The 21,155-nt window shown below is 46.6% G+C and carries 18 protein-coding genes, 1 pseudogene and 1 riboswitch; of the genes and pseudogenes, 8 read left to right on the top strand and 11 right to left on the bottom strand.

The features are described 5' to 3' along the window. Positions 1 to 78 precede the first annotated feature (78 nt). The gene (locus ACPEPR_RS00205; RefSeq protein WP_168414244.1) at positions 79 to 1,542 is read left to right on the top strand and encodes a phospholipase D family protein; all 1,464 of its coding nucleotides are present in this window, start codon (positions 79 to 81) and stop codon (positions 1,540 to 1,542) included. A 239-nt stretch (positions 1,543 to 1,781) separates the two neighbouring features. On the opposite strand, the gene ACPEPR_RS00200 is transcribed toward ACPEPR_RS00205, so the two are convergent. Then, entirely contained in the window at positions 1,782 to 2,237 is a 456-nt protein-coding gene (locus ACPEPR_RS00200) for a hypothetical protein (RefSeq protein ID WP_005180018.1), read from the bottom strand. A 183-nt stretch (positions 2,238 to 2,420) separates the two neighbouring features. On the opposite strand from ACPEPR_RS00200, the gene ACPEPR_RS00195 reads away from it, so the two are divergent. Beyond that, positions 2,421 to 2,846, top strand: coding sequence for an RcnB family protein (locus ACPEPR_RS00195; protein WP_104484494.1), 426 nt, complete (start codon positions 2,421 to 2,423; stop codon positions 2,844 to 2,846). Positions 2,847 to 2,991: 145 nt separating this feature from the next. Here the strand turns inward: ACPEPR_RS00195 and ACPEPR_RS00190 are convergent, their stop codons facing one another. The 4 genes from ACPEPR_RS00190 to ACPEPR_RS00175 all read right to left on the bottom strand — a co-directional run bounded on the left by ACPEPR_RS00190 (position 2,992) and on the right by ACPEPR_RS00175 (position 8,303). After that, positions 2,992 to 3,489, bottom strand: a complete 498-nt coding sequence (locus ACPEPR_RS00190) for a phosphate-starvation-inducible protein PsiE (RefSeq protein ID WP_005180016.1) — start codon at positions 3,487 to 3,489, stop codon at positions 2,992 to 2,994. 148 nt (positions 3,490 to 3,637) lie between these two features. Then, the gene (locus ACPEPR_RS00185) at positions 3,638 to 5,419 is read right to left on the bottom strand and encodes an acyl-CoA dehydrogenase C-terminal domain-containing protein (RefSeq protein ID WP_075168331.1); all 1,782 of its coding nucleotides are present in this window, start codon (positions 5,417 to 5,419) and stop codon (positions 3,638 to 3,640) included. Positions 5,420 to 5,592: 173 nt separating this feature from the next. Continuing rightward, positions 5,593 to 7,395, bottom strand: a complete 1,803-nt coding sequence (locus ACPEPR_RS00180; RefSeq protein ID WP_075168330.1) for an acyl-CoA dehydrogenase C-terminal domain-containing protein — start codon at positions 7,393 to 7,395, stop codon at positions 5,593 to 5,595. Positions 7,396 to 7,691: 296 nt separating this feature from the next. After that, positions 7,692 to 8,303 (bottom strand): hypothetical protein, encoded by a 612-nt coding sequence (locus ACPEPR_RS00175; protein WP_104495357.1) that lies wholly within the window; start codon positions 8,301 to 8,303, stop codon positions 7,692 to 7,694. 134 nt (positions 8,304 to 8,437) lie between these two features. Between ACPEPR_RS00175 and baeS the strand changes: the two genes are divergently transcribed. The 3 genes from baeS (at position 8,438) to ACPEPR_RS00160 (ending at position 11,341) form a co-directional block, all read left to right on the top strand. Then, positions 8,438 to 10,108 (top strand): sensor histidine kinase efflux regulator BaeS, encoded by a 1,671-nt coding sequence (baeS, locus tag ACPEPR_RS00170; RefSeq protein ID WP_423561782.1) that lies wholly within the window; start codon positions 8,438 to 8,440, stop codon positions 10,106 to 10,108. A 15-nt stretch (positions 10,109 to 10,123) separates the two neighbouring features. Continuing rightward, positions 10,124 to 10,810, top strand: a complete 687-nt coding sequence (locus tag ACPEPR_RS00165) for a response regulator (RefSeq protein ID WP_005180005.1) — start codon at positions 10,124 to 10,126, stop codon at positions 10,808 to 10,810. Between the two features lie 264 nt (positions 10,811 to 11,074). Then, entirely contained in the window at positions 11,075 to 11,341 is a 267-nt protein-coding gene (locus tag ACPEPR_RS00160; RefSeq protein WP_168381522.1) for a hypothetical protein, read from the top strand. Positions 11,342 to 11,410: 69 nt separating this feature from the next. Here ACPEPR_RS00160 and ACPEPR_RS00155 read toward each other — a convergent pair whose 3' ends face one another. From ACPEPR_RS00155 to ACPEPR_RS00145, 3 genes are all read right to left on the bottom strand, one after another. Beyond that, positions 11,411 to 11,791, bottom strand: a complete 381-nt coding sequence (locus ACPEPR_RS00155; protein WP_016658646.1) for an MmcQ/YjbR family DNA-binding protein — start codon at positions 11,789 to 11,791, stop codon at positions 11,411 to 11,413. A gap of 75 nt (positions 11,792 to 11,866) precedes the next feature. Beyond that, the gene (locus ACPEPR_RS00150; RefSeq protein WP_423561781.1) at positions 11,867 to 13,312 is read right to left on the bottom strand and encodes a protein adenylyltransferase SelO; all 1,446 of its coding nucleotides are present in this window, start codon (positions 13,310 to 13,312) and stop codon (positions 11,867 to 11,869) included. A 114-nt stretch (positions 13,313 to 13,426) separates the two neighbouring features. Beyond that, the gene (locus ACPEPR_RS00145) at positions 13,427 to 14,593 is read right to left on the bottom strand and encodes an acyl-CoA desaturase (RefSeq protein ID WP_005179996.1); all 1,167 of its coding nucleotides are present in this window, start codon (positions 14,591 to 14,593) and stop codon (positions 13,427 to 13,429) included. A 228-nt stretch (positions 14,594 to 14,821) separates the two neighbouring features. Here ACPEPR_RS00145 and ACPEPR_RS00140 point away from each other — a divergent pair, with 228 nt between their 5' ends. Next, positions 14,822 to 15,313, top strand: coding sequence for an META domain-containing protein (locus ACPEPR_RS00140; RefSeq protein ID WP_005179993.1), 492 nt, complete (start codon positions 14,822 to 14,824; stop codon positions 15,311 to 15,313). A 62-nt stretch (positions 15,314 to 15,375) separates the two neighbouring features. Here the strand turns inward: ACPEPR_RS00140 and ACPEPR_RS00135 are convergent, their stop codons facing one another. The 3 genes and pseudogenes from ACPEPR_RS00135 to ACPEPR_RS00125 form a co-directional block, all read right to left on the bottom strand. After that, positions 15,376 to 16,089 carry a glycerophosphodiester phosphodiesterase gene (locus ACPEPR_RS00135; RefSeq protein ID WP_005179990.1) on the bottom strand — a complete coding sequence of 238 codons (714 nt, stop codon included), beginning with the start codon at positions 16,087 to 16,089 and terminating at the stop codon, positions 15,376 to 15,378. A gap of 145 nt (positions 16,090 to 16,234) precedes the next feature. Continuing rightward, a pseudogene (locus ACPEPR_RS00130) lies at positions 16,235 to 16,817 on the bottom strand (cob(I)yrinic acid a,c-diamide adenosyltransferase). 93 nt (positions 16,818 to 16,910) lie between these two features. Further along, positions 16,911 to 18,755, bottom strand: a complete 1,845-nt coding sequence (locus tag ACPEPR_RS00125) for a TonB-dependent receptor plug domain-containing protein (protein ID WP_104501073.1) — start codon at positions 18,753 to 18,755, stop codon at positions 16,911 to 16,913. Between the two features lie 38 nt (positions 18,756 to 18,793). Further along, positions 18,794 to 19,014: riboswitch (cobalamin riboswitch) on the bottom strand. Between the two features lie 145 nt (positions 19,015 to 19,159). Here ACPEPR_RS00125 and ACPEPR_RS00120 point away from each other — a divergent pair. Further along, positions 19,160 to 19,804 carry a phosphoribosylanthranilate isomerase gene (locus ACPEPR_RS00120; protein WP_104470884.1) on the top strand — a complete coding sequence of 215 codons (645 nt, stop codon included), beginning with the start codon at positions 19,160 to 19,162 and terminating at the stop codon, positions 19,802 to 19,804. Next, a complete protein-coding gene (gene trpB, locus ACPEPR_RS00115; RefSeq protein ID WP_005179981.1) occupies positions 19,785 to 21,029 on the top strand; it encodes a tryptophan synthase subunit beta in 1,245 nt (414 codons plus the stop codon). Before ACPEPR_RS00120 ends, trpB begins: the two co-directional genes overlap by 20 nt. Positions 21,030 to 21,155: the final 126 nt, after the last annotated feature.

Raw genomic sequence — 21,155 nt, 5'->3', positions numbered from 1 at the left:
AAGAGGATGTCACGGAAATCCTCTTGAAAAAAGCCTGAAGAAAACCTAGCCTGAGTTGATTGGGTTAGGTTTTTTCTTATGCGTATCTTTCAACGAATTCACAATAAACTGAACTGGTCACCACGGCGTTATCTGGGCGTGATGATGGGCCTGCTGGCGTTAAGCTATTTATCCTCGGCACTGTATCACACCTATAAGCCCTTACCGGATGGTTTGAATTATGCGGGACCGCTACGTCATGCCGAAGTCAAATTTCTGGCCGATCAGACCTATCTGGATGCACAGGGCCAGCAGCATTATGATCATCAGATTTTTAATGAAATGCTGCGCCTGATTGATGAAGCACAAAGCTTAATTGTGCTGGATATGTTCCTGTTTAATCCGCAAACTGGGGCATCACAGGCCCAGCATCAACCGCTCAGTCAGCAATTGACCGATGCACTGATTCAAAAACGCCGTACCCAGCCGGATATTGAAATCAGGCTGATTACCGATCCGATTAACTCGGTTTATGGCGGCCTTGCGCCAGAGCATTATCGGCAACTGCGCCAGGCCGGAATTGATGTGATCGAAACCAATTTAACTCCGCTACGCGCTTCCAATCCGATGTGGTCCGGATTCTGGTACATCTGCTGTCAGGGCATCCGCAATAATCCGGAGGCTGGCTGGCTGGCCAATCCGTTTGGCGAGGGCAAAATCACCCTGCGCAGTTATTCCGAGCTGCTGAATTTTAAGGCCAACCACCGTAAAACCATTGTGGTTGATACCCCGGACGGCTGGGAAGCTCTGGTGACCTCAATGAATCCGCATGATGCCAGTTCCCATCACTCCAATGTGGCGCTGGTGGTCAAAGGCAATACCGCGGTAGATATTCTGAAAACCGAGCAGTCGGTGGCGCTCATGTCCGGCAGCAATATTCCCGGGGTGATTGTCGGTGAGTTTCAGGCCGCTGCTACTGAACCGCAGGTGCAGGTGCTGACTGAAAAAGCCATTTATGATGCGACTTTAAACCTGATTAATAGCGCCAAAGCCAATGAACAGGTCGATCTGGTGATGTTCTATCTGTCCGAGCGCCAGATTATCAAAAGCCTGCTTGCAGCCCATGAGCGTGGGGTGAAATTGCGGGTGCTGCTCGATGCCAATAAAGATGCGTTTGGTCTGGAAAAGAATGGCGTACCGAACCGGCCAGTGGCAGCAGAATTACATCAGGCCGGCATTCCACTGCGCTGGTGTAATACCCAAGGCGAGCAATGTCATAGCAAAATGCTGATCAAGCGCAATGCCCAGCAACAGGAGATGATTTTAGGTTCGGCCAATTTCACCGCACGGAATTTAAAAAATTATAATCTGGAAACCAATTTACGCGTGTTAGGCCCGGCTCAAGCTCAGGTGTTTCAAGATGCTCAGCAGTATTTTGATACCGCCTGGTCAAACTTAAATGGCCGTCAGATGAGTGTGGATTATGCCCAGTATGCCGATGAATCGACGCTGAAATATGGGCTGTATCGTTTGATGGAATGGAGTGGCTGGTCGACGTTCTAACCTCCCTCATTCCAAGCTTCTGTTTGGGAGCCGTGGCTTCTGCTTATAAGAGAGCTGGAAGAATGAGTTTTCTTCCACCTTTGTAAGAAAGGGTTAAAAAGAAGCGATTTTCCCCTTCCTTGCAAGAGAGTTAGGAACAATAGCTTTTTCTCCTCCTCGTAAGAGAAGGTTAGGGAGACACGCTTTTCCTTAACCTTCTAGGAGAGAGTCAGGGAGAGGTCAGTACTAAGGTTTAACGCTTAGTTTTGCCCCGGATTCGGTGGTACCAGTTCATCCAGATCTTTATCAGACAGCTCATCCAGCTCGCTCAGGTCGGTTTTAATTTTCCACTGGCTTTCATCTTCAACCGGATTCGGCAAACGCGCTTCCAGCCAGTCGCAGACCACATCGGGCGGGAAATCGGCATGATTACACTGGATCACCCAAGACAGGAAATCTTTGGCTTCACCATTCATATAAGGTGGTGGCGATACCGGTAAAAACTGCGTTGGCAAACGTTCATTCTTGGAAATATAGTTCAGCACATGACCCAGTTCCTGTACGGTTTGCCAGGCCAGTGGGTGTGCTACATTAATCTGAAATTTAAACCACCATGCCTGAGCACCATCTGTGCCATAGGCATCGATCAAGTTTTTTTGAACACTGGGTACTTTGCAGAAATATTCATAAAGACGATCAAAACTTAAATCAGACACAAGCATGAACCTAGTATGAAAAAAAGCGAGTGTAGCATAAAAGTAGGCCATTATTTTCACTGAGAAATACGGCCGATCTGCCACCATTCATCTAAAAAACTTGGATAAAGCATGTATGTTTATTTTTTATCCTTAATCCTGTTTTATAGTAAAATCAATGGGCTGATGTTTGGGAGTCGGGTAATGAAAAGAATGCAAGCAGGTGTATGGTTGGGCATTGGGTTGTCTGCCATCTCGACATTGTCGCTGGCCGATACCAATCGTTGGGCCAGTTATCAGGGCGTGGAGCGTAAATCGCATGCGCAGCATTATCCACAGCATCGCCCGTCTTATCCGCAGCACAGGCCACCACAATATTATCCGCCACGTCCGCAATGGGGCCATCAACCGGTACGTCCGGGCATCAGTATTCAATATCAGGCGCCCACCACCATTTACCAGAATTCGCAAAGTTATAGCTGGGTCAATGGTGACCCGAATGTGGCCCGGATTGAAAGCAGCACGCAGACCATCATTACTGACTGGCGCCGTTTAGGTTTGCCGGCTCCGCCAAATGGCAGCTACTGGATTTATGAAAATGGTCGTTATATTTTGGTGCCAAACCGTTAGATCATCCGGAGCGCTCCAGCGCTAAGGAAAACTATTTGAACCAAACTGATGATCCGGTGAATCTTCACTCAAAAATCAGCGCGCCGTAGTGGTATCCAGGCGCTTTTTGTTCTTCAGATTTGAATGATGGATGTGATTTTGGTGTTTAGGCCAGTTCATCATCTTCCGGGCGTGGGGTCTTGCCTTGTGGCAACGGTTTTTCACTGTGTTTATCCCGAATTACCGATGGATAATTCCAGGAGGCAAAACGTACCACCAGAATCGCAAAGGCTAGAATCAGAATCGAACCGGTAATAATTACTAGGTCAATATCCGCTTTATGGTCGTGCTGGATATCGGAAATCAGCAGCCGGGTCAGGGCGGTAATGGCAATATAAATCAGGAAGCGTACTGGCATGTGGTTGGTTTTAAAGTAAATACCCACCATGGCACCGAGCTCCAAATAAATGAACAGCAGTAAAATATCATCAATCGTGGCATATTGTTTGACGGTCAGAATATCGACCACAGTATGGCCGGCCGACCAGATCACCATACAGCCAATCACGAACAGGGCAATATAGTGAAAACTTTCAACGGCCAGATTACCCAGCCGGTCGAGGAGGGTTTCTATTTTTTCTACTTTGGGATGCCGTGCTGTCATATGCTCCTCCTGATTCTGCTGAATGAATAAGAAAAACTTATGCAAAAACTGTGCACAACTACAGGAAAAGTGGTGTAAAAACAGCAGGAAAACATGGATGCTATAAAAAAACGCCTGACAGTGCAGGCGTTTTTGAGAGATAAAAAGCTTAAGCCTGATGAGTGAAATAATCTTCCGAGAATTTCATGATCACATCAGAACCGGCTTTGATACGGGTAATCCGCATTTCCAGTTCTGGCAGAATGCGTTGTACAAAGTACAGACCCAGCGCCAGTTTGTTCTGATAGAACTCACCCTGTTTGGCCTGTGCCGCTTGGGCAATACGGGCAAACATATAGGCAAAGCTGAGCAGACCAACCGCGTGTAAATAATCGACCGCTGCGGCATTCGGGAATTCCGCATTTTCAGACGCCGCATTCAGAATGTATTGTGTTACTGATTCGACTTCTGTAGCTGCATCTAAGGTCGCATCTTTAATGAAGTTCAGATCGGCATCTAACTGGTTGGCAAAGTCACGGATTTCAGCAATATATTCTGCAATATAGGCACCCTGACATTTAATGGTTTTACGGCCAATTAAATCTTGTGACTGTACGCCATTGGTACCTTCATAAATTTGCGCAATACGTAAATCACGTACACATTGCTCCATGCCCCATTCACGGATATAGCCATGACCACCGAAGCACATTTGCGCATCTAGGGTTGCCTGGAAAGCGGTATCGGTTAAATAGGCTTTGGCAATAGGCGTTAGCAGCGCCACACGGTCATTGGCTTTTTTCACCGCGTCTGCATCGGTCGAGAATTTGGTGATGTCCAGCTGTTGGCCGACATAGACTGCAAAGGCACGTGATGCTTCGTTGTTGGCGCGCACATTTAAGAGCATACGACGTACATCACCATGCACTAAAATGCTGTCAGCCGGTTTGTTTGGGGATTGTACACCGGAAGCGCTGCGGCCCTGTAAACGGTCAGTCGCATATTGCGCTGCATTTTGATAAGCAAATTCAGACGCACCTAAACCTTGGATGCCCATTGAAAGACGTTCATAGTTCATCATCACGAACATGGCTGCCAGGCCTTCATTTTCTTTACCGACCAGATAGCCTTTGGCACCATCAAAGTTCATGACACACGTGGCAGAGGCTTTAATCCCCATTTTGTGTTCGATAGAGCCTGGGCCAACGGGGTTACGTTCACCGAGTGAACCATCGGCATTGACCAGGAATTTCGGCACGATAAACAGCGAAATACCGCGTGAACCGGCAGGTGCATCTGGGGTTTTGGCCAGTACCAGGTGAATGATGTTTTCAGCCAGGTCATGATCACCACCGGTAATAAAGATTTTGGTCCCGGTAATGTTATAGCTGCCATCTTCGTTGCGTTCCGCTTTGGTTTTAATAATCCCCAAATCGGTACCGGCATGTGGTTCAGTCAGACACATGGTGCCAGACCATTCACCTGAATAAATTTTTGGTAAATAGGTTTCTTTTTGTTCCTGAGAAGCATAGCTGCTCAGCGCCATACCCGCACCAACTGACAGCAGTGGATACAGCATGAATGACGGGTTAGTAGCAAAAATCATTTCATCCGACAGAACGGTCAGCATTTTTGGCATGCCTTGACCGCCCCATTCTTCATCGGCACCCAGGCCAATCCAGCCGCCTTCGGCATATTGCTTAAATGCTTCTTTAAAACCGGCCGGTGTGGTTACGCTGCCATTGTTATATTGAGCACCTTCTTCATCACCAGTGCGGTTTAAGGGCAGGGTAACGTTCTGGGTAAATTTGGCCATTTCTTCAAGAATAGCTTCTGCAGTTGCAGCATCGAGGTGGGCGAGATTTTCGTTATTTTGCCAGAATTGTTCTGCTTGGAAGACATCATTCAGGATGAATTTCATATCGGCAAGCGGTGCGTTATAAATTGGCATAGTTCATTTCACCTGTTTCTTGTTTATTCATAGTGATCAGGTCAGTCTAAACGATGAGATTTCAATTGATTAGACGACGAAAGGTTAATATAGCGCGATAAATAGAGAAAAAGGACCGCCAACAGCTGGCCGTCCTTTTTACATCCATTACAAGTTACTACACATCACGTGCATTAGAAGGCGAAGTGTTCAGCATCAAGCGCCATCAATGGATCCAGGCCAGTCGCAATCACGTCAACATGTGAGCGTACACGTGGCAGGATCTTCTTGAAGTAGAAGCGTGCAGTGGTCACTTTGGCATTATAGAAGTCGACATCGGTAGTACCCGCAGCCAAGGCTTCTTGTGCAACCAGTGCCATACGTGCCCATAGGTAAGCCAGTGTCACATAGCCAGAGAAGTAGAGGTAATCGACTGCTGCAGCACCGACTTCTTCAGGGTTTTGCATCGCACGCATACCAATTTGCATGGTCAGGTCGCCCCATTCTTTGTTCAGCGCGGCCAGCGGTTCAACAAACTCTTTCATGCCGGCATTGTCTTTGTTGGCTTCTGCGAATTTGTGAATGATCTTGGTGAAGTCTTTCAGCATCGCGCCTTGCGTACCCAGAACCTTACGGCCAAGCAGGTCAAGTGCCTGAATTTCAGTAGTACCTTCGTACAGGCAAGAAATACGCGTATCACGTACAATCTGCTCCATACCGTGCTCGGAAATAAAGCCGTGACCACCAAACACCTGTACACCGTGTTTTGCAGCTTCTGAACCGGTTTCGGTCAGGAAGGCTTTGGCAATTGGTGTCAATAAAGACAGGATGTTGTCGGCAAATTTACGGTCTTCTTCCTCAGCAGCCTGCTCAACCACATCTGCATATTGAGCCAATAAGTAAACCAGCGCACGGCCACCTTCAGCAAATGCTTTTTGGGTCAACAACATATTACGTACTGCTGGATGCACAATAATCGGATCGGCTTCTTTTTCTGGCGCTTTCGGACCAGACAGTGAACGCATGGCCAGACGGTCTTTTGCATACGCCAAAGCGCCCTGGAATGAAGATTCAGATGCAGACAGACCTTGTACTGCAGTACCGATACGCGCCGTGTTCATGAAAGTGAACATACAGTTCAGACCACGGTTTTCAGGTCCAATCAAGTAACCTTTGGCGTTGTCAAAGTTAATCACGCAAGTCGCGTTACCGTGAATCCCCATTTTGTGTTCGATCGAGCCACAACGCACAGCATTACGCTCACCGATTGAACCATCAGCATTCAGGTTGAATTTCGGTACGATGAACAGTGAAATACCTTTGGTGCCTTTCGGTGCACCTGGTAAACGTGCCAGAACGATATGGATGATATTCTCGGCCATGTCGTGCTCACCAGCAGAGATAAAGATTTTCTCGCCAGAGATTGCATAGCTGCCATCCGCATTTGGTTCTGCTTTGGTGCGGATAATACCGAGGTCAGAACCGGCATGAGATTCGGTCAGACACATGGTCCCGGTCCAGACACCTGATACCAGATTTGGCAGATAGGTATCTTTTTGTTCTTGCGAACCGTGGTGCTCAAGGGTACGTACTGCACCATGAGACAGACCCGGATACATACCCCAAGCCCAGTTTGCGGTACCGACCATTTCAGAAATGGTAATGCCCAGAGAGTTTGGTAAACCCTGACCGCCGTACTGTTCTTCGGCAGATAAAGACGGGAAACCCAGTTCGATATATTTTTGATACGCTTCTTTAAAGCCAGTCGGCGTGGTGACTACACCATCGTTCCAGGTACAGCCTTCGCGGTCGCCCACTTGGTTTAAAGGAGATAATTCGTTTTCACAGAAGTCAGCAGCAGCTTCTAAATATTGGTCAACCAACTCACGGCTTACGTTTCCAGAGAATGCAGGGAGTTTTGCATAATGTTCTTCAGCATTTAATAATTCATGCAAAACAAATTGCATATCACGTAGTGGCGCTTTGTATTGTGGCATATCGGGTTCCTCAATACTGGTTTAACCAGCGGTTATAATCCTAAATCAGTGAGTTCACGCGCCTTCACAGGCGCATCTTGAATGTTTTAATCGTGCAACATCTTCTAATTGGGTACAAGCATTTCAATGGCTTTTCTTGGTGACTGTAAAGTCAAAGATTTTTAACTTGAAATAGCTAAGTGTATTGAGTGTAAACAGATTTATCGGTATAGGAAGTGGACAAATAGTCAAAAACGTAAACAGATATGTCCAATAAAAAAGGCGCACCATGCGCCTTTTTTATTTGCTGACTTCGCTTAAGCCACTTTGGCCGGAATGGTCACAGCGGTATTCGGTTTAAAACGTAAGCTGCATTGACCATTGACCGATTTGTCTCCCAGTTTAATCTGGACAGTCTGACCGGCGGTTTTGCCGTTACAGGCATTGGCCATAGCCTGTTGACGGGCCTGACGCTGTGCCAGGCGCTGATCATACTGTTTCACCAGTTCGGCACGTTTGGCATCGGTTAAGGCACCTGTCTGAGGACCATGCTGTTTAAACTGGCGTACATCGCCACGCATTGGACGATGTTCACGGCTGTGTTTAAGCTGCTGGCGTTCCGGCGTAAATATTAGGGTACAGGTCCCATTCACGGTTTTTTCACCGGCTTTGACCTGAACCACCTGTCCGGCAGCTTTGCCTTCACAGGCCGTTTTGATCTGCTGCATCATCTGGCGGCGTTCAGTACGCAGCTGCTGCCATTGTTCACGCTGTTCCGGGCTTAGGCGTGCATGTTTGCCGTGCATGGAATGAGCCATACGGCCTTCACGTTCCGGCGTTGCTGTACTATTGGTTGACTGACAGGCTGTCAGTGTCCCGACACTGAGTAAACCCACTGAAACAAGCGCAATTTTTGTCATCGTTTTCATGATTATTGTCTCCACACAGAACCGCGATACAGTTATTTTTACCTGCGACAAGAATAAATAATAAAGATGAAGAAACAATGGAGAGTTTTTTCAGACACTGTTCGCTACAATAGTGAAATAAAAGAAAAATTGAGATGAGTGTTTTGAAAATACGCCGGATTCCAATCGCCCTGCGCCTGTTTTTGACTGTGCTATTGACCGCGCTGGTCATTTCCACGGTCAGCCTGTGGGTGCTGCACTGGAATATGCAACGCAATTTCACCAAATACGTGGCCGATGTCGAAATGCAGAAGCTGGATCATGTGATTCATAATCTGGCCGGTGTGTATGGTGTCTATCATGATTGGGGCAATGCCATTCAGGCGCAAATCCTGCAAATTGAAGGACAGGCCGGCCCGGAAGATTATGACCGCCTGTCGCGCTGGTGGTTGCGCCGTCAGTACGATATTGCCTTGCAGCAGCGTTATTTTGAAGAACATACCTTAATGAATGTGGCGCCAACGCTGGCTGAACCAGATCCGCAGAAACGCCAGGCCTCGCAGGAAGAACTAAAATGGCTGGAAATGAATCTGCCTTCCGAGTACCGTCCCTTTAAAGGCCTGAAATTTCCTTTAAGCGCGCAGCAGAATACCACCCGGGTTAATCAGGGCAGTACCCAGAATCCGCGTCCGAATCAGCCACAATCGGATGGCAAAAAACAGTTTATTTCCATGCCGGACCGTTTGGGTCTTAGCTCGCGTCTGGCTTTATATGATGCCAAACGCCAGTTTGTGGTCGGTGAGCCGGCAGAAGGACAAATGTCGTATCGCCCGATTTTAATGAACAATCAGGTGGTCGGCTATCTGGGTTTAAAACCGGTGCTGGATCAGGATGATGCGCTCAGCATTAATTTCTTTAGCGAACAAAAGCGTTATCTGCTGCTGATTTATGGTCTGTCCTTTATTGCCAGTTTACTGGTGGCCTGGTTATTGGCGACCTATTTTAAAAAGCCGATTCAGCGTCTGCTCAATGGGACCCGTGAACTGACCAAAGGCAATTATCAGTATCAGGTGAAAGTAAACCGTAATGATGAACTCGGTGATTTATCTACAGAGCTGAATCAGCTGGCAGTCATTTTAGATCAACATGAAACCTCACGCCGGCAGTGGGTGGCTGATACCTCACACGAATTAAAAACCCCGCTGGCAGTATTACAGGCCCAAATTGAGGCTATGCAGGATGGTATCCGTAAAGCCACACCGGAACACTTAGATGCAATGATGCGTCAGGTCAGCAGCCTGAAAAAACTGACTCAGGACCTGGCTGATTTAGCCCAGGCCGAAGCCATGCAGCTGAAATTCTATCTGGCCTCAATCAACCCTTGGCAGGTGATTGAACAGGAAGTCGAGAATTTCCGGCCGAAGTTTGAACAGGCCGAGTTAAGCGTGCGTCTAGAAGGTGGAGCTGTGCCTTTACAATTAGATATAGACCGCTTTAAACAAATTATGGTGAACTTGATTGCGAACAGTATTCGTTATACTGAGGCCGGTGGGCAGGTTCATATTCATAGTGAGCAGACGGCAACAGAATGGAGTGTCTATGTCGATGACAGTCCATTTGGCCTGACCGATGAACAGCTAGCCCGTTTAGGCGAGCGTTTTTACCGGGTGGATGATTCGCGTACGCGGAGCACTGGCGGTACCGGTTTAGGTCTGGCGCTGTCTGCTAAAATTGCGCAGGCCATGGGTGGCCAGCTGAGTTTTGCGCATTCGCCATTGGGTGGCTTGCGCTGCAAACTGACTTTCCCGATTCCGACCAAACAATAAAAGGAAAAGATATTCATGAAACATGTCATGCTGGTTGAAGATGAAGTTGAACTCGCTCAATTGGTCCGCGACTATCTTGAAGCTGCTGGGTTTGAGGTCAGTATGTTTCATGATGGACAAGAAGCCTATAACAGCTTTTTGCAGCGTAAACCGAGCCTGATGATTCTGGATCTGATGGTGCCACGTATGGATGGGCTGACCATTTGCCGTAAAGTACGTGAGCAGTCTGATTTACCCATTATTATGGTTACGGCGCGTACCGAAGAAATTGACCGGGTATTAGGCCTGAATATGGGTGCAGATGACTATATTTGTAAGCCATTTAGTCCGAAAGAACTGGTGGCACGTGTGCAGGCAGTGCTGCGTCGCTTAGACCGCAAGGCTGAACCGGAAACCAATGATTTATTCCGGATGGATAAAGCCCAGCAACGGATCTGGTATCAGCAAAAAGCACTGAACCTGACCCCGACCGAATTTCGTTTACTGGAACTGTTTTTAGAGCATGTTGGGCAGGTTTATTCCCGTGCCCAGTTGCTGGATCATATTAACCCGGACAGTTTTGATGTTGCAGATCGGGTGATTGACAGTCATATCAAAAACCTGCGCCGCAAGATTTCCGAAGCGGCAGAAACCGGTAATCGTCATGAGTGGATTCAGGCAGTGTATGGGGTTGGCTACCGTTTTGAATATCCGGAAGATTAATTTCATACGGAGTGAAAAAGCGAATAGATATGTGCCTATTCGCTTTTTTTATGAGAGTAGGTTGTGCAGTATTTAGGGGCAGGATGGTGATAAATCAACAGACTGATCAAGCATAAGACCAAGATAAAAGGTGGGATTTCTAATATTATAATTTTTAAATGAATTTAATTTTTAACAAGAATATTTTGTAAATTTTAATAAGCCTGAAAATTGAAGTAAATAAAATTCCGGTATAATCCGCAGCCCGCTTTTGGGAATTTTTCTATGCACGTCAATACTGAGCTTGTCGCACGCTTAATTCAGCGCAATATCACCCCCACGATACACTATTTTGAACAAACCCAGGATAGTTCCCGCCTGGAACATCAGATCAACTTCTGTGTACAGCAGATTATTGTCTGTTTAAATTCCGATACAGTGGCCACCATCAAAGCACTATTGCAGTATTTAATTGCAAAAAGCCAGCACAGCAGTGAACATTCAGGGTGGCGCAAAGCCTTTGAGTTGTTCAATGATAAATATAAAGTTTAATCGCTGATTTTACATACGAGAGACAGGATTAAACTGTGGGCACGATTTATCTCTGTGTTTTTGCCCGAGCTAAACACGCGAGCCTACAGTTTTGAGTAACGCTATACGTTGTCGATCCAGTTTCTTGAGTTTGGACACCACCAACGCATAAGAATTCAGCACTAAATCTTCGATTAAAGCTTCATCCAGCTCTTCATCTTCATACACTGAAATCCAGTGCTGTTTATTCATATGCCAGCCGCTACGAATATACGGATAAATATCACGCAGCATGGCACCATGATCTGGCGCTACTTTTAAATTAATGGCCGCTTGTCCGTGCAGATGAAACTGTAACATAAAGACTTTATCCTGCACTTTAAACACATCACAACCCTCACCAAAAGGCTGGGTCACTGTGACTTCAGGCAGGGTAGTAGCGACTTTTGCCGCAAGTGGATGCAAAGCCATACGCAATTTAGGTCGAAGGGCACTTTGTGGATAATGCTGAAATTATCCACAATTTACCAGGCTAATGTGGATACTTTAAGACGAGCAGCTGACCATCACTTCAGGCACATCGCTTGGCAGCGGCGCTAAATCTTCCGGTTTTTCCAGCGCAGTCTGTCGGGTATAGGGTTGACTGAGCAGGCTAAATAAACGCTCGACTTCAGAAAAATCATCCCGCTCGGCCAGTTCAATTGCTTTTTGCGCCATATGGTTGCGCAGGATGTAATGCGGATTGACGGCGGTCATGGCGGCATCCAGTTCATCGGTATCCTGATGTTCACGAATACGCTCATATTGCGTCAGGAAGGCTTCAAACTGACGGCGGTCCAGGCAGTCATCTTTAATCGCTTCATAGTCTTTATGTTGCAGGCGAATAAAGCTTTGGGTGTAGTCCAGCTGTTCGCTTTGCAAGATTCTTAAAAAAGCCATCGCGCAGTCAAAGCTGTCTTTATGGAAGCTGGGTAAGCCCATTTTCTGGTTTAAGCCATGCTTGTAGTGTTCCAGGAAGGTCGGTTCAAAATGAGTTAAACATTGAGCCAGATCTGTTTTCCATTGCTCCTGGTCATCGTCTGCGGGACAAAGCGGAATCAGGTTGTTCAGCCAGGTCCACAAGTTCCAGTGCCCAATACTCGGCTGTTGCTGATAGGTATAACGTCCCTGATAATCGGAATGGTTGTTGATCCAGTTCGGGCGAAAGCGCTCCATAAAACCGTAAGGACCAAAATCTAGGGTAGAGCCGGTGATATTTAAATTATCGGTATTCATTACCCCATGGGCAAAGCCAACCAGCTGCCATTGGGCAATCATCACTGCAGTACGCTGCACCACCTGCGTGGCAAAAGCTAAAACAGGCTGCTCGGCCTTCAGACATTCCGGATAATGCCATTCGATACATTTCTGGGTAAATTCAGGCAGTAAATCTGGCTGATATTGATTGATCCATTCAAAATGCCCCAGCCGAATATGACAGTCCGAGGTACGTAATATCATTGCACCCGGTTCCAGTTTTTCACGCTGTACCCCTTGGGTGGATGAAGTAAATCCCACAGCATTACTGGAAGGTACGCCCAAGGCATTTAAGGCATGACCGGCCAGATATTCACGAATCACCGAGCGTAACACCGCGCGACCATCGCCCATCCGTGAATAGGGAGTGGCACCGGCACCTTTTAAATGCAGATCAATGGTCTGCTGATGCTGGTCAACAATCTGGGCAATCAGTAAACCACGTCCATCACCGAGCTGACCGGCCCATTGCCCGAATTGATGCCCGGCATAAACCATAGCCAATGCCGGAAATTCAGCAAATGTTTTCTGGCCGCTACAGATTTCGACCCACTGTGCTTTGTCTTCATTTGACCATTGCAGTTCATCGGCCAGTGCTGCATTGAAATGCCCGGCTTTGGCGCCTTTTAAAGGCAGCGGTTGTTGCTGATGATACAGACGGGAAGGCAGGGTAGGATAGCGCGAGTTAAATTGCATTGCAGAACAGCCATTCAGAACAGGCCTTCACTATAACAAACTTGGCTGGAGAAAAGTGTCGTGTTTCCGACTAGAAAAAGCCTCCATCAGGAGGCTTTTTGCAGGGCTTTGGTATTATTGTGAAACCGGATTCTTTTTCAGGTTACGCATCAGAATGTTCAGGGTTTCCCGATGATGGGTTAGACGCTGTTCTACCAGCTGGAATTCAACTTTCAGCTTGTCATCCATTTGATGGATTTTTTCTGCCACCGCCGATTTCTTGGCCTGAATTTCCTGCTCTTTTAACTTGGCCCAGTCATTTAGGGTATGGGTAAAGGCTTCATATTCTTGTGCCAGACGCTGTTTGACGCTGCTGATGTCGTCATTGACATTGTGGCCATATACCGCCAGGTCCTGCTCGGCATATTTGAACTTCATCGCCAGTTCCGCTTTTTTAATATTAAAGCTTGGAATACGGCGCAGGTTTTTTGCCAGCCCCAGTTTCGAACAGCTCCAGATTAACCATTTGGTCGGATCATATTGCCACCATTTCACGCCATTACGGTAATCGTACTGGAAGATATGGTGATAGTTATGATAACCCTCGCCCCAAGTGGCAATAGCCAGCCAGAAGTTGTCACGTGCCGTATTTTCGTCGGTATATGGACGTTTGCCCCACATATGACACAGCGAGTTAATAAAGAAGGTGACGTGGTGGCTCAGAATCAGACGCATTAAGCCGCCTAAAAGTAAAACACCCCAGATGTCGCCCACAGCCCAGCCAATTGGTAGCAAGATGCCAACATGTACCAGAATCACTAACGGTACATAGTATTTATGCTGGAACATCACCAGTTTGTCATTCAGCAAATCTGGCGCATTTTTATAGTTTGGTTCGGCTGCCGGATAGTCACGCAGCATCCAGCCTAAATGGGCGTACCAGAAACCGTTATTGATCGAATACGGATCTTTATCGACATCATCGACATGACGGTGATGGGTACGGTGACCTGAGGCCCAGAACAGGATACTGTTCTGTACGGCAAAGGTGCCCATAATCATTAAAATGATTTTCAAAGGTAAAGTGGCTTCATAGGCACGGTGCGCCCATAAACGGTGATAACCTGCTGTAATACCCAAGCTGCTAACGCCAAGTAAAACAAACATGCTGATCCAAGCTGCGAGGCTAAAATCATGGTGGTAAGCATATAACGGGATGGCAATGATTGCGACAATTGGCAAGAACACCAGAGCAAAAACGGCAACCCAGTTAATTGGGGCTTTGGGTAGGGGAGCATTCATCTCCAACAGTACTCCTGAAAGCTGGGGAGGTGTAAAGAAGTGCTTAATCCATTACTTTTTGTATGGAATAAGATTTGAGCATATTAGCATGTGCGTTTCGGCGTCACTAGCATTATTGTACAGATGTATTGTACTAAACAGTAACAGAATAAGATTGAAGCTTCATTGATTTTATCGAAGGCTGCGGCATGATAAAGATAAATCCTTGATCAATGCGAAATCAATCACATGAGATACCGTAAAATTAGTTTAATTTTGCCGTATTTGATCGCGGTGGTTTTCATTACGGCCTGTCAAAGCACACCGCCGTCTTCTACAGCCTCCAAAGTCCAGTCACAGCCACGTGCGGTAAAAGCACCGGCAGCGGTTAAACGCAGTAGCGATGGTCTGCAGGATATTCGCTGGGAAATTCAAACCATTCAGGGGAAAAAGGCACGTTATTTTCATGCCAGCCCGTATTTAATGCTCAATTCCCGTTTTCAGAATCTGCAGGGCAATACCGGCTGTAATTCTCTTTTCGGCCGCTATCAGCTGCAGTTCAGTCAGGGCCGTTTAAGCCTGAACAGCCGTGCCACGCATAATAGTTGTGATCATGCGCTGGCGCAGGAAGCCGACTTGATGGATGCCTTGCAACGGGTCAAACGCTTCCAGTTACAGGGTAAAACCTTATATTTGCTGGATGAGCGCGGGCTAATGCTGATTCAGGCCAATCAACGCTAAATAGAAGTTCAATCAATATAAAATCAGCCTGTAACATGCAGGCGGATTGAGCATCTATTGTTTTAAATATGTTGCATCATCAGTTTTGGGAAATCGGTAATTAAACCGTTAATGCCTAAATCTTTCAGCTGTTTGGCACGTTCCACTTCATTGACCGTCCAGACACTCACCCCCAGTTGTGCTTGCTGGGTGGCCTGAATCATGCGCGGGGTCGCCAGTTCATTCATCCAGCCAATCTGACAGCAGCCAAAGTGCAATGCCTGTTCAATCGCCTGTTCCTGGATATCTTCTTCAATTAGTAAACCGCGCTTAAAGGTCGACTGCTGCGCCTGTAAGGCCTGATGGATTTTCAGGTCAAAACTGGTAATCACAGCAGAATGTTCAAAGCCTTTGAGCTGCTGATGCAAGGCCAGAGTCAGCTGTTCAGCCTGCGCCTGGGTTTCCACCGCTTTAATTTCAACTTCGATATGTTCAAAGTTCTGGATTAGGGCCAGGGTCTGGTTTAAATACGGGGTGATTTCAAAGTTCGACCAGTTTTTCCAACCATAGGCCTGATTATAATGATGTAAATCTTGCGTGCTGCATTCATACAGCGGACGGTCCTGACCGGTGGTTCGGATCAAATGATCATCATGCATAATGACCAGTTGCTGGTCTTTGAGCTGACGTACGTCAAACTCGACAGCGCGTACGCCTAAATCCTGAATATACTGAAAACCGCCCAGGGTATTTTCCGGGGCTTCGCCGCGGGCACCACGATGTCCAATTATACGCATAACAGGCTCAGCGTTTGGAGAGGAAGTTTCATTGTGAGCCTTTAAGATGACCAGGATGTGACAGCGCTATTGTGCGCTGATCTTAAATTTATACAAGTCAGATCAGCGCATATTTTCATCAATTTTTTCTATGAAAATGACGGCTTTATTCAATCGTTTCGTTAATGTTTTTTTTGCCACAGCACTTCAGCGCCACCTTCACTGCGTTGCAGGGTGCGTGAAGCCACAAATAACCAGTCAGATAAACGGTTTAGGAGCTGCAAAGACGTAGCCTGAATATTCTGGTCACGGCTATGCACCGACATCACGCTACGTTCGGCACGGCGGCAGACAGCACGGGCCTGATGGGCATAGCTACACGCCAAGGTACCGGCAGGTAAAATAAAGTCCTTAAGCATGGGCAGGGTTTCATTCATCCGGTCAATGTCGTTTTCCAGAAACTCGATTGATACCGGTTGTACCAGAGTAAAGCCCGGAATGCAGACTTCACCGCCTAAATCAAATAGCCAGTGCTGAATCAGGCTTAAAGATTTATCCCAGCTGGCTTTGTCCTGAATGGTGCTGGCGGCAATCTGTGCGCGCAGTACGCCAATGGTGGCATTCAGTTCATCGACATCGCCGAGTGCGGTAATACGTAAATCATCTTTGGCAACACGTGAACCATCACCCAGACCGGTGGTGCCTGAGTCGCCAGTACGGGTATAGATTTTACTTAAACGGTGGCCCATAGCTGTTCCTTGAATTTTTAATCATGTGAATATAAAAAGGATCATGCCACAGTCACGACATGATCCTCAAAATTTATATGTCCTTTGGGGCGTTTAGTATTTAACCGTTACGCCGACAGAGGCGAGGCGGCCGCCGTTGATGTAGTAACTACCACTACCATAGGCTGTACGATATTTACTATCACTAACATTTTGAATATTGGTAAATAATTTGATGGCTGGATGAAGTTGGTAATAGCCACTCATATCTACATTGAAATGGCCTGGAATTCTGACATCATCATAAGCACTGTTATCTGAAGATGAGTTCGCTGTTAAAGTGGTAGATAAGCCAAACTGTTCTTCAGCCCATCCTAGGGTAAGGGTTGCTTTCTGGCGTGGTCTACGGCTTAAGTCTTCACCGGTAGTATCATCTTTGGCCCGTACATAATGGTAGCCTGTTTTAATAAAAGCATGTGGGGCTTGCCAATTCAGATACAGTTCACTACCTTCAAAAATTGCACGATCCAGGTTTCTAAAACTGTAGCCTGTCGCTTCTGTGGCATCAATTAGATGATCTACCTGATTTCGATACAGGGTAATGCCTGTTGTCAAGCCATGATTGAGCTGTTGATCTAGGCCAATTTCGAAAGAAAGACTTTCTTCAGGTTTTAAATTCGGATTGCCGGATGAGCTATAAAGTTCGTTTAGGTTTGGTGATCGGAAAGCCGTTCCAACATTGGTATAAAGGCTGGTTTGAGGCAGAAGTTGGTATCGGGCTGCAGCCTGGCCGATAGTATGTGTACCATATTTTTCATGATCTTCAACACGGATACCTACTTGGGTATTCAGTGTATTGGTCTGATATTGATGCTGGAAATAATAGCCCAGTGAATCTAGATCAGTTTCATATTTTTGACCATAAGACAGCACATTACCCTGAATATTTTGATGTTGTGTACCAATTAGAATTTGCTGGGCAGAGTTAAGCTGTAATTTTGCATATAATTCTGCTTCTCGAGTTTGACTGGAAGCAAAGTCAAACTGTCCCATAAAATTAGGATCATTTTGATATAAGTCATCTTGGAACTGGGAAAGGCGAGCATTCAGTTCAAGTTGTGGCTTTAATTTTACATGACCTTTTAGATTAATAATTTCTGTTTCAAAGTCCTGATTATTTAGAGCACCAAAATTATCATATTTAATATTTCCCTCATTTTGCTGATAATCCAGAGAAACAGCATAGTTTTGTTGATCTACACCAAGTTTGGCGCTATAGCCTTTCTGATCAAAAGCAGCAGTTTCATGACTGGTTTCTTTAATTTTTGTCCCATCTGTTTCTAAACGCTGGCCACGAATTTGAGCATAAAATCCCTGTTCTGCCAGATCAGCACCGATAACAGTTTTATAGGTAGAATTTTCACCCACTTCAGTTGTTAGCAAGGCTTGGTTTTTTTCAGGTGTTTTTGAAACCATTTGAATGACACCACCAATTGCATCTGTGCCGTATAGAACAGATGCAGGGCCTTTTAGAACTTCAATTTGTTGAATATCGGTGGTATCTAAGAAAGATAAAGAGGCCATACCTGAAGAAGCTGTATTTAGACGGATGCCGTCACGAAGTACGAGTGTATGGTTAGAGTTGGTTCCGCGGGTAAAAATTGAAGACACTTGCCCAAAACCGCCCGATTGCACCATATTGATGGATGCATCGGACATTAAAAGATGGGGGAGTTCGGCAATTGGAGATTGCTCTAATATGTGTGGCTCAATAATTGAAATCCGCGCAGGCACATTGCCAATCTTCTCTTCAGAACGAGTAGCTGTAACCACCAAGGTATCCAGGGCCGCATTGACGGCAGGTTGCTCTTGAGACTCCGCAGCAAAGACAGAAGTTGAAAACCCCATCGCAAGAGCGATTGCACCTACCAAGGCAGTAGGTTGAAATTGAATAGACATGATATGTGCTCCATACATTCACCCCACGTGAATGATTGAGTTAAAGGGCACAACAAGCAGGTATCCGGACTTCAATGTGGCGCCAAGCATCTTGATGATGACCTGGACCTATATATCCACCTTCCCATATCTGAATACAGTGGTGTAAATCGCATGATTTAAACTGATATATGTTTCATTGTTACCGTTGCGGGGGCAGTGTCGGATTTTCACCAACTTCCCTAAAGCCAAGGCTTAAACTTGCTGTGAAACGGGCGCAGTATAAGTGCCGTATGCATTTTAAACAACTTGTGCAAGAATTATCAGGCTGAACTTTACTCAAGTGAAAAAATTTGCATTACAATGAGCCGGCCCCATATTTATAGATAGGCTATAAAGCGGGCATTACGAGAGCCAAACAAGTTATGCGAACCCGTGCCAAAATTTGCGGCATCACCCGGGTTGAAGATGTACATGCCGTCGTCAACAGTGGTGCAGATGCAATTGGTTTTGTATTTTATCCTCCAAGTCCGCGCAGTGTGAGCGCAGAACAGGCCAGCGTTCTGCTACAGGCCATTGCGCCTTATGTACAGGTGGTGGGTTTATTTGTAAATAGCTCAGCCGGTGAGATTCAGGCCATTCTCAATACAGTCGCGCTGGACATCCTGCAATTTCATGGTGATGAAAGCCCGGAACAGTGCCAGTCAATTGCACAGCAGGTTGGACGTCGCTGGTACAAGGCGATTCAGGTTAAACCGGGGCTAGATGTGGTGGCTGAAATTCAAAAATATCAGCAGGCTGGTGCTAGCGCCGTACTTTTAGATGCCTGGCATCCTGAATTAAAGGGCGGAACCGGGCACAGCTTTGACTGGAGCAGCTTTCCCCAACTGGATATTCCACTGATTTTGGCCGGGGGATTAAACCCTGACAATATTGAAGACGCCATTCACACCACAGCCGCGTTTGCTGTAGATGTGAGCGGAGGCGTAGAATCCGCAAAAGGTATTAAAGACCAACAACTCATAGAACGCTTTATGCAAGGAGTCCATCGTGGATCAGCAAACTGTTAATACAGAAAAACAGGCAATTGACTATACCCAGTTCCCTGATGCAAAAGGGCACTTCGGTATCCATGGCGGACGTTTTGTGTCAGAAACCCTGATGGCGGCTTTAGAAGACTTGGAAAAGCTCTATTTTCGCATGAAGAATGATGAACAGTTTCTGGCAGAATTCGACCGTGATCTCGCTTATTACGTCGGTCGTCCAAGTCCACTGTATTATGCTGAGCGATGGTCAAAAGAGTTGGGTGGTGCGCAGATTTACTTAAAACGTGAAGACCTGAACCATACCGGCTCGCATAAAGTAAACAACACCATTGGTCAGGCGTTATTGGCCAAACTTTCAGGTAAAAAACGTATTATTGCCGAAACTGGTGCCGGTCAGCACGGGGTAGCGACAGCAACCATCGCTGCGCGTTTAGGTCTTGAATGTGTGGTGTTCATGGGCGCGGAAGATGTGAAGCGCCAAGCCATGAACGTGTATCGGATGCGTTTGCTGGGTGCCAAAGTCGTCGCGGTAGAAAGCGGCTCTAAAACTTTAAAAGATGCCATGAATGAAGCGATGCGTGACTGGGTCACCAATGTCGATTCAACCTATTATGTGATCGGAACTGTGGCGGGTCCACATCCCTATCCGCAGCTGGTGCGTGATTTCCAGTCCATTATTGGCCGTGAAGCACGCCGTCAGATTCAGGAACAAGCCGGCCGTCTGCCAGATGCACTTGTGGCTTGTGTGGGGGGGGGCTCCAATGCCATGGGCCTGTTCTATCCATTCCTGAATGATCAGGAGGTGAAAATGTATGGTGTTGAAGCTGCGGGCTTAGGCATTGAAACGGGTAAACACTCTGCACCATTAAATGCCGGTCATGTCGGTGTTCTTCACGGCAACCGTACTTACCTGATGTCAGATGAACAAGGCCAGATTATTGAAACCCATTCGATTTCTGCTGGTCTGGATTATCCGGGCGTGGGTCCTGAGCATAGCTTCCTGAAAGATATGCATCGTGTGGATTATGTGCCAATTAATGACCAGGAAGCTTTGCAAGGTTTCCGTGACCTGACCAAGATTGAAGGGATTATCCCGGCATTAGAAAGTTCACATGCGATGGCGTACGTGACCAAACTGGCGCCGACCATGTCGAAAGATCAAATTATTATTGCAACGGTTTCAGGCCGTGGTGATAAAGACTTGATGACGGTAGCGCGTATTGATGGCGTGGAAATGGTGGATATGTAAAAAATCTCCCTAACCCTCTTTAAGAAAGAGGGAATAGCCCTCCTGAGTAAAAGGAGGGGGAGGATTTAAATCGCATTCAAGCAATTGGGTGCGATTTTTTTATTGTTGTAATGAAAGTTCCCCACT

It is taken from the genome of Acinetobacter sp. AND/436 (genome assembly GCF_049546925.1).
Lineage (GTDB): Bacteria > Pseudomonadota > Gammaproteobacteria > Pseudomonadales > Moraxellaceae > Acinetobacter > Acinetobacter indicus.
Note: the sequence above shows the minus strand (reverse complement) of the source record. Positions and strands in the feature narration are given on the sequence as shown.

Excerpts from the sequence above, each read along its gene's own strand:
- ACPEPR_RS00205 (WP_168414244.1), top strand. The coding sequence starts at position 79 with ATGCGTATCTTTCAACGAATTCACAATAAACTGAACTGGTCACCACGG.
- ACPEPR_RS00195 (WP_104484494.1), top strand. The coding sequence starts at position 2,421 with ATGAAAAGAATGCAAGCAGGTGTATGGTTGGGCATTGGGTTGTCTGCC.
- ACPEPR_RS00190 (WP_005180016.1), bottom strand. The coding sequence starts at position 3,489 with ATGACAGCACGGCATCCCAAAGTAGAAAAAATAGAAACCCTCCTCGAC.
- ACPEPR_RS00185 (WP_075168331.1), bottom strand. The coding sequence starts at position 5,419 with ATGCCAATTTATAACGCACCGCTTGCCGATATGAAATTCATCCTGAAT.
- ACPEPR_RS00180 (WP_075168330.1), bottom strand. The coding sequence starts at position 7,395 with ATGCCACAATACAAAGCGCCACTACGTGATATGCAATTTGTTTTGCAT.
- ACPEPR_RS00175 (WP_104495357.1), bottom strand. The coding sequence starts at position 8,303 with ATGAAAACGATGACAAAAATTGCGCTTGTTTCAGTGGGTTTACTCAGT.
- baeS (WP_423561782.1), top strand. The coding sequence starts at position 8,438 with ATGAGTGTTTTGAAAATACGCCGGATTCCAATCGCCCTGCGCCTGTTT.
- ACPEPR_RS00165 (WP_005180005.1), top strand. The coding sequence starts at position 10,124 with ATGAAACATGTCATGCTGGTTGAAGATGAAGTTGAACTCGCTCAATTG.
- ACPEPR_RS00160 (WP_168381522.1), top strand. The coding sequence starts at position 11,075 with ATGCACGTCAATACTGAGCTTGTCGCACGCTTAATTCAGCGCAATATC.
- ACPEPR_RS00155 (WP_016658646.1), bottom strand. The coding sequence starts at position 11,791 with ATGGCTTTGCATCCACTTGCGGCAAAAGTCGCTACTACCCTGCCTGAA.
- ACPEPR_RS00150 (WP_423561781.1), bottom strand. The coding sequence starts at position 13,312 with ATGCAATTTAACTCGCGCTATCCTACCCTGCCTTCCCGTCTGTATCAT.
- ACPEPR_RS00145 (WP_005179996.1), bottom strand. The coding sequence starts at position 14,593 with ATGAATGCTCCCCTACCCAAAGCCCCAATTAACTGGGTTGCCGTTTTT.
- ACPEPR_RS00140 (WP_005179993.1), top strand. The coding sequence starts at position 14,822 with ATGAGATACCGTAAAATTAGTTTAATTTTGCCGTATTTGATCGCGGTG.
- ACPEPR_RS00135 (WP_005179990.1), bottom strand. The coding sequence starts at position 16,089 with ATGCGTATAATTGGACATCGTGGTGCCCGCGGCGAAGCCCCGGAAAAT.
- ACPEPR_RS00125 (WP_104501073.1), bottom strand. The coding sequence starts at position 18,755 with ATGTCTATTCAATTTCAACCTACTGCCTTGGTAGGTGCAATCGCTCTT.
- ACPEPR_RS00120 (WP_104470884.1), top strand. The coding sequence starts at position 19,160 with ATGCGAACCCGTGCCAAAATTTGCGGCATCACCCGGGTTGAAGATGTA.